The sequence below is a fragment of the Thalassospira sp. MIT1004 genome (genome assembly GCF_001858545.1).
Lineage (GTDB): Bacteria > Pseudomonadota > Alphaproteobacteria > Rhodospirillales > Thalassospiraceae > Thalassospira > Thalassospira xiamenensis.
Map to the genome: position 1 here is coordinate 1 of NZ_MCAO01000026.1, position 3,890 is coordinate 3,890.

Sequence of the window (3,890 nt, forward strand, 5' to 3'; positions counted from 1 at the left end):
GTGCCTTAACTTCAAAACCCCTGCCGAGCTATTCTCTGAGCAGGTCAAACATGTTGCACTTCAAGTGTGAGTCCATCTTCCCGCCTTCGCGGGAATGACGGTTTTTGGGGAAGTAAGGCCTTTCCATCCTTTCGTCACTGCCGCGCAGGCGGGAGTCCATGGGGCTGTGGGCGCGGTTGCTGGTTTTGCGATCCGGTTGTTTGCCATTTGGCATAAAAATGCTATATTGATGCCAAATGGAGGTATGTGATGGAATTCGCGATTGTGGAGCCGACCGGGGCGCGGCCGGATCGGGCGGCGATTACCGAGGATGAGGCGGCGGCGCTGGCGCGCGCCACGGTTAATCTGTTTGGTGTCTGGGATCTGAGCGATCAGGAAGCGCGGGTTTTGCTGGGCGATATGCCCGCGCGCACATGGGCGCGGTGGAAGAAGAAGGATATCGGGCGGATTGATCGTGATTTGCGCACGCGCATGGCGATGCTGATCGGGATTCATAAGGGATTGCGATATCTGTTTCGCGAACCGGCACGCGGTTATGCGTGGATCCGCAAGCCCAATGCGGCGTTTGGCGGGCAAAGTGCGCTTGAGATCATGTTGCGCGGCGAGATCATGGATATCGCCGATATCCGAAGTTACCTTGATGCGGAGCGTGGCGGCTGGTGATGGCAGGGGGGGATATTCCCGCAAGGCATGTTGCGTGGCCGCAATGCGTGCGGATCATCCGGTCGATCTATCCGCCGATTGACCTGTTTGAAGATATCGCCGATCCCGCCGATTGGGAGGCTCTGGCATCGGCGGAAGCCAAGATGAACCCGCGCATTCGTGACAGCATCGGCAATCTGGCGAAGGTGCCGGTCGAACGCCGGGTAGCGGGGCCGGGGGCGAGTTATGTGATGGCGCCGTTTGTCCACTGTTCGCCCTATCGCCCCGGCCGGTTTTCCGATGGCACATACGGGCTTTATTATGCGGGGGATCGCCGGGCGGTGGCGATTGCCGAAACCGTGCATCACCATGCACGCATGATGCGGGCGACCGATGAGGAACCGGGCTGGACATCGCAGTTTCGCGAGCTGGTCGGGCGGATCGAGCATGTGTTTGATGACGCGAGCGATCGGGCGGATTTGCTGGACCCCGATGATTATTCGGCGTCACAGAAATTTGGCGCGGAGCGACGCGCTGCGGGATCGGACGGGATTTACTGGCCGAGTGTGCGGTTTGACGGGGGGCATTGCATTGCGGCGTTCTGGCCCGATGTGGTGCCGATCCCCGTGCAGGGCGACCATTTTTCCTATCACTGGAACGGGGAGGCGGTTGATTATGTCCGCAACCTTGCCAGTGGGGAGACTTGGCGGGTGATTTAGCGGCTGCATCGTTTGCGCGATGCAGCCACCGGATATGCAGGTGTTATTTGAGTGTGACATGGGCATGTGACGGGGCGTGATCGGCAAGGGCTTTGCAGGCGTCCGCCCATGACGTATCAGCCGGATCAAGGGCTGATTTGAGGTAGGCCAGCGTCATGCGTTGGGTGATGGCAAGGCGGTCCGGGTCTTCGTCGTCGGTTTCCTTTGCGTCATAGCCGGCAATGCCGCCAAGGCCATGTTTGCCGCCAATCAGGGTCAGCAGGGCATCGGCACCGGGACTGTGGTGGAACGGGTCGGTGTGCCAGGCGGGGCCGCGGGTCGTCAGGTGCGGGTTGTCATCGGCATCGCCGGCAACGACCAGAGTTTTTGTCGTCAGGTGGCTGAAATCGGGGTTGAGCGATGTGTAGTTTGCGCGGGCAAAGTCGCTGAGGCTATCCCCGCCCTTGCCGGGGGCGGCCAGCAGGACGCCGACCGTGATACGCGGTTCGATCAGATCGACATTCTGTGCGGCCGGGTCGTTGATATCGGTCAGACGTGCACCAAGCAACATGCCGACGGTCTGCCCGCCCAGCGAATGGCCGATGGCAGCGATTTTGGAACGGTCCAGCCGCCCGGCGATGGCGGGAAACTGGTCCTCTATCGCGTCAAGCTGATCCAGGATCCGCTTCATATCCTGCACGCGCGAGCGCCAGAAAAACGGTGCCCCCGGTGCATCGGCCGGAAGGCCCGCGACCTTGGAATTGCCATGTGTCGGCTGGATCACGACAAAACCGTGGGCGGCATAGAAATTCGCAAGCGGCGCGTAACCATCCTTGGACGGGATATAAAGCGACGGACCATGCCCGTGCGACAGCAGAAGGATCGGAAGGTCCCGATCATTCGAGGGCGGGGTGAGCGGGGCGGTGATGCGCAGGTCAAGCGGCAACCCGCGATCCGGGGCCGGGAGGCGGACCGGGTTGATGCACAGGGTCGGAAAGGACGGGCCGGTCGGGATATGGCGGGCATCGGTAAGCAGATTGTTCATGACGGGGTGCCTTGTTTTGCTTGGCGAAGGTCGGGGGCTTCGCCTATATAGAAAAACGGAACGTTGATCCGATATTAAACGGAACTTTGTTCCACTTGATGAATTGTATATACGGAACGTTGTTCCGTATATCAAGGGTGATTGCGTGCGGGGTCTTTGGACCGGCGGCAGCAGGGAAGGTTTGAGTGACAGACGACCCGACAAAACATGACCTTGAAGGCAAGGCACCGAAACGGCGGGTGCGCGCCGATGCCCAGCGTAACGAGGATGCGGTGCTTGAGGCGGCCAAGGCGGTTTTTGCGACCGCTGGCGTCGATGCGCCGGTGCGCGAAATTGCCACCAAGGCCGGGGTTGGCGTGGGGACGCTGTATCGTCGTTTTCCAACCCGATCCGACCTTGTGGCGGCGGTTTTCAGGCGCGAAGTCGATGCCTGTGCGGCAACCGCAGAAACTCTTGCGGCGGATTATCCGCCGGGCGAGGCGCTGGTGCGCTGGCTGAACCGCTATACCGATTTTATCGCGACCAAAAAGGGGCTGGCGGCGGCATTGCATTCCGGTGATCCGGCGTTTGATGCGCTGCCCGATTATTTTCGCGCGAAGTTCGAGCCGGTTCTGACATCGCTTCTGGAGGCAGCCGCCACGGCGGGCGAGGTACGTCGCGATATTGCTGCCTATGACCTGCTGCGCGCGATTGGCAACCTTTCGGTGGCGGGTGTTGGCGATGAAGCGGGGGCCGCGCATACGCGCAGCATGGTGGAGCTTCTGGTCGACGGGTTGCGGTTTGGCGCGGTGAAGGCGGGGCGGTAGGGCGGAGGCCTTCGGTTTTGCGCGAAGGTTTTTTCCACTCTGTCTTCACTCCCGCGCAGGCGGGAGTCCATGGGGCTTGCAGGTTCGGTGGATGGTTTTGAGGCTGTGGCAAGAAGGACTGGATTCCCGCGTTCGCGAGAATGACGGAAGAGAGTTTATCGACGCTTATGCGTTCAGGCTGTCGAACAGGTCGTTCCAGTCGGGATTGTGTTTTTCGATCAGGTCGAGCTTCCAGGCGCGGCGCCATTTTTTAAGGCGCTTTTCGCGCAGGATGGCGTTTTCCATGCTGTCATGCAGTTCAAAATGCACGAGTTGCCCGACATCGTAACGTTGGGTGAAGCCCTTATCCGTGGCTGTGCGATGTTGCCAGATGCGGGCGCGCAGATCGGCGGTAACGCCGATGTAAAGCGTGCCGTTGCAGTTGCTGGCAAGGATATAGACGCAGGGCTGTTTCATCGTGGAAGGATAGCAGGATTTGGCCGGATGGCGGAGTTTTTGGTGATGCCGATGGGTGGTTCTGGTTGCCGGGTTTGAGGATGCGGCACGAAAGACTGGATTCCCGCGTTCGCGGGAATGACGGCTTTGGGGATGGGCTTTCTGCACATTCGTCACTCCCGCGAAAGCGGGAGGATGGACTCACACTTGAAGTGCAACATGTTTGACCTGCTCAGAGAATAGCTCGGCAGGGGTTTTGAAGTT

5 protein-coding genes are annotated in these 3,890 nt (G+C 60.1%); 3 read left to right on the forward strand and 2 right to left on the reverse strand.

Annotated features, from left to right (window positions below; genetic code table 11):
- The first annotated feature begins 249 nt into the window (after positions 1-249).
- Both BC440_RS11520 and BC440_RS11525 read left to right on the forward strand, forming a co-directional pair.
- Positions 250-663 carry an MbcA/ParS/Xre antitoxin family protein gene (locus tag BC440_RS11520; protein WP_007092299.1) on the forward strand — a complete coding sequence of 138 codons (414 nt, stop codon included), beginning with the start codon at positions 250-252 and terminating at the stop codon, positions 661-663.
- Positions 663-1,361, forward strand: coding sequence for an RES family NAD+ phosphorylase (locus tag BC440_RS11525; protein ID WP_071240240.1), 699 nt, complete (start codon positions 663-665; stop codon positions 1,359-1,361). The genes BC440_RS11520 and BC440_RS11525 overlap by 1 nt, the downstream gene beginning before the upstream one ends.
- Positions 1,362-1,404: 43 nt before the next feature.
- On the opposite strand, the gene BC440_RS11530 is transcribed toward BC440_RS11525, so the two are convergent.
- Positions 1,405-2,385, reverse strand: a complete 981-nt coding sequence (locus BC440_RS11530; RefSeq protein WP_071240241.1) for an alpha/beta fold hydrolase — start codon at positions 2,383-2,385, stop codon at positions 1,405-1,407.
- A 185-nt stretch (positions 2,386-2,570) separates the two neighbouring features.
- Between BC440_RS11530 and BC440_RS11535 the strand changes: the two genes are divergently transcribed.
- Positions 2,571-3,191 (forward strand): TetR/AcrR family transcriptional regulator, encoded by a 621-nt coding sequence (locus tag BC440_RS11535; protein WP_071240242.1) that lies wholly within the window; start codon positions 2,571-2,573, stop codon positions 3,189-3,191.
- 165 nt (positions 3,192-3,356) lie between these two features.
- Here BC440_RS11535 and BC440_RS11540 read toward each other — a convergent pair whose 3' ends face one another.
- Entirely contained in the window at positions 3,357-3,794 is a 438-nt protein-coding gene (locus BC440_RS11540) for a GIY-YIG nuclease family protein (protein WP_247643571.1), read from the reverse strand.
- Between the last annotated feature and the right edge of the window lie 96 nt (positions 3,795-3,890).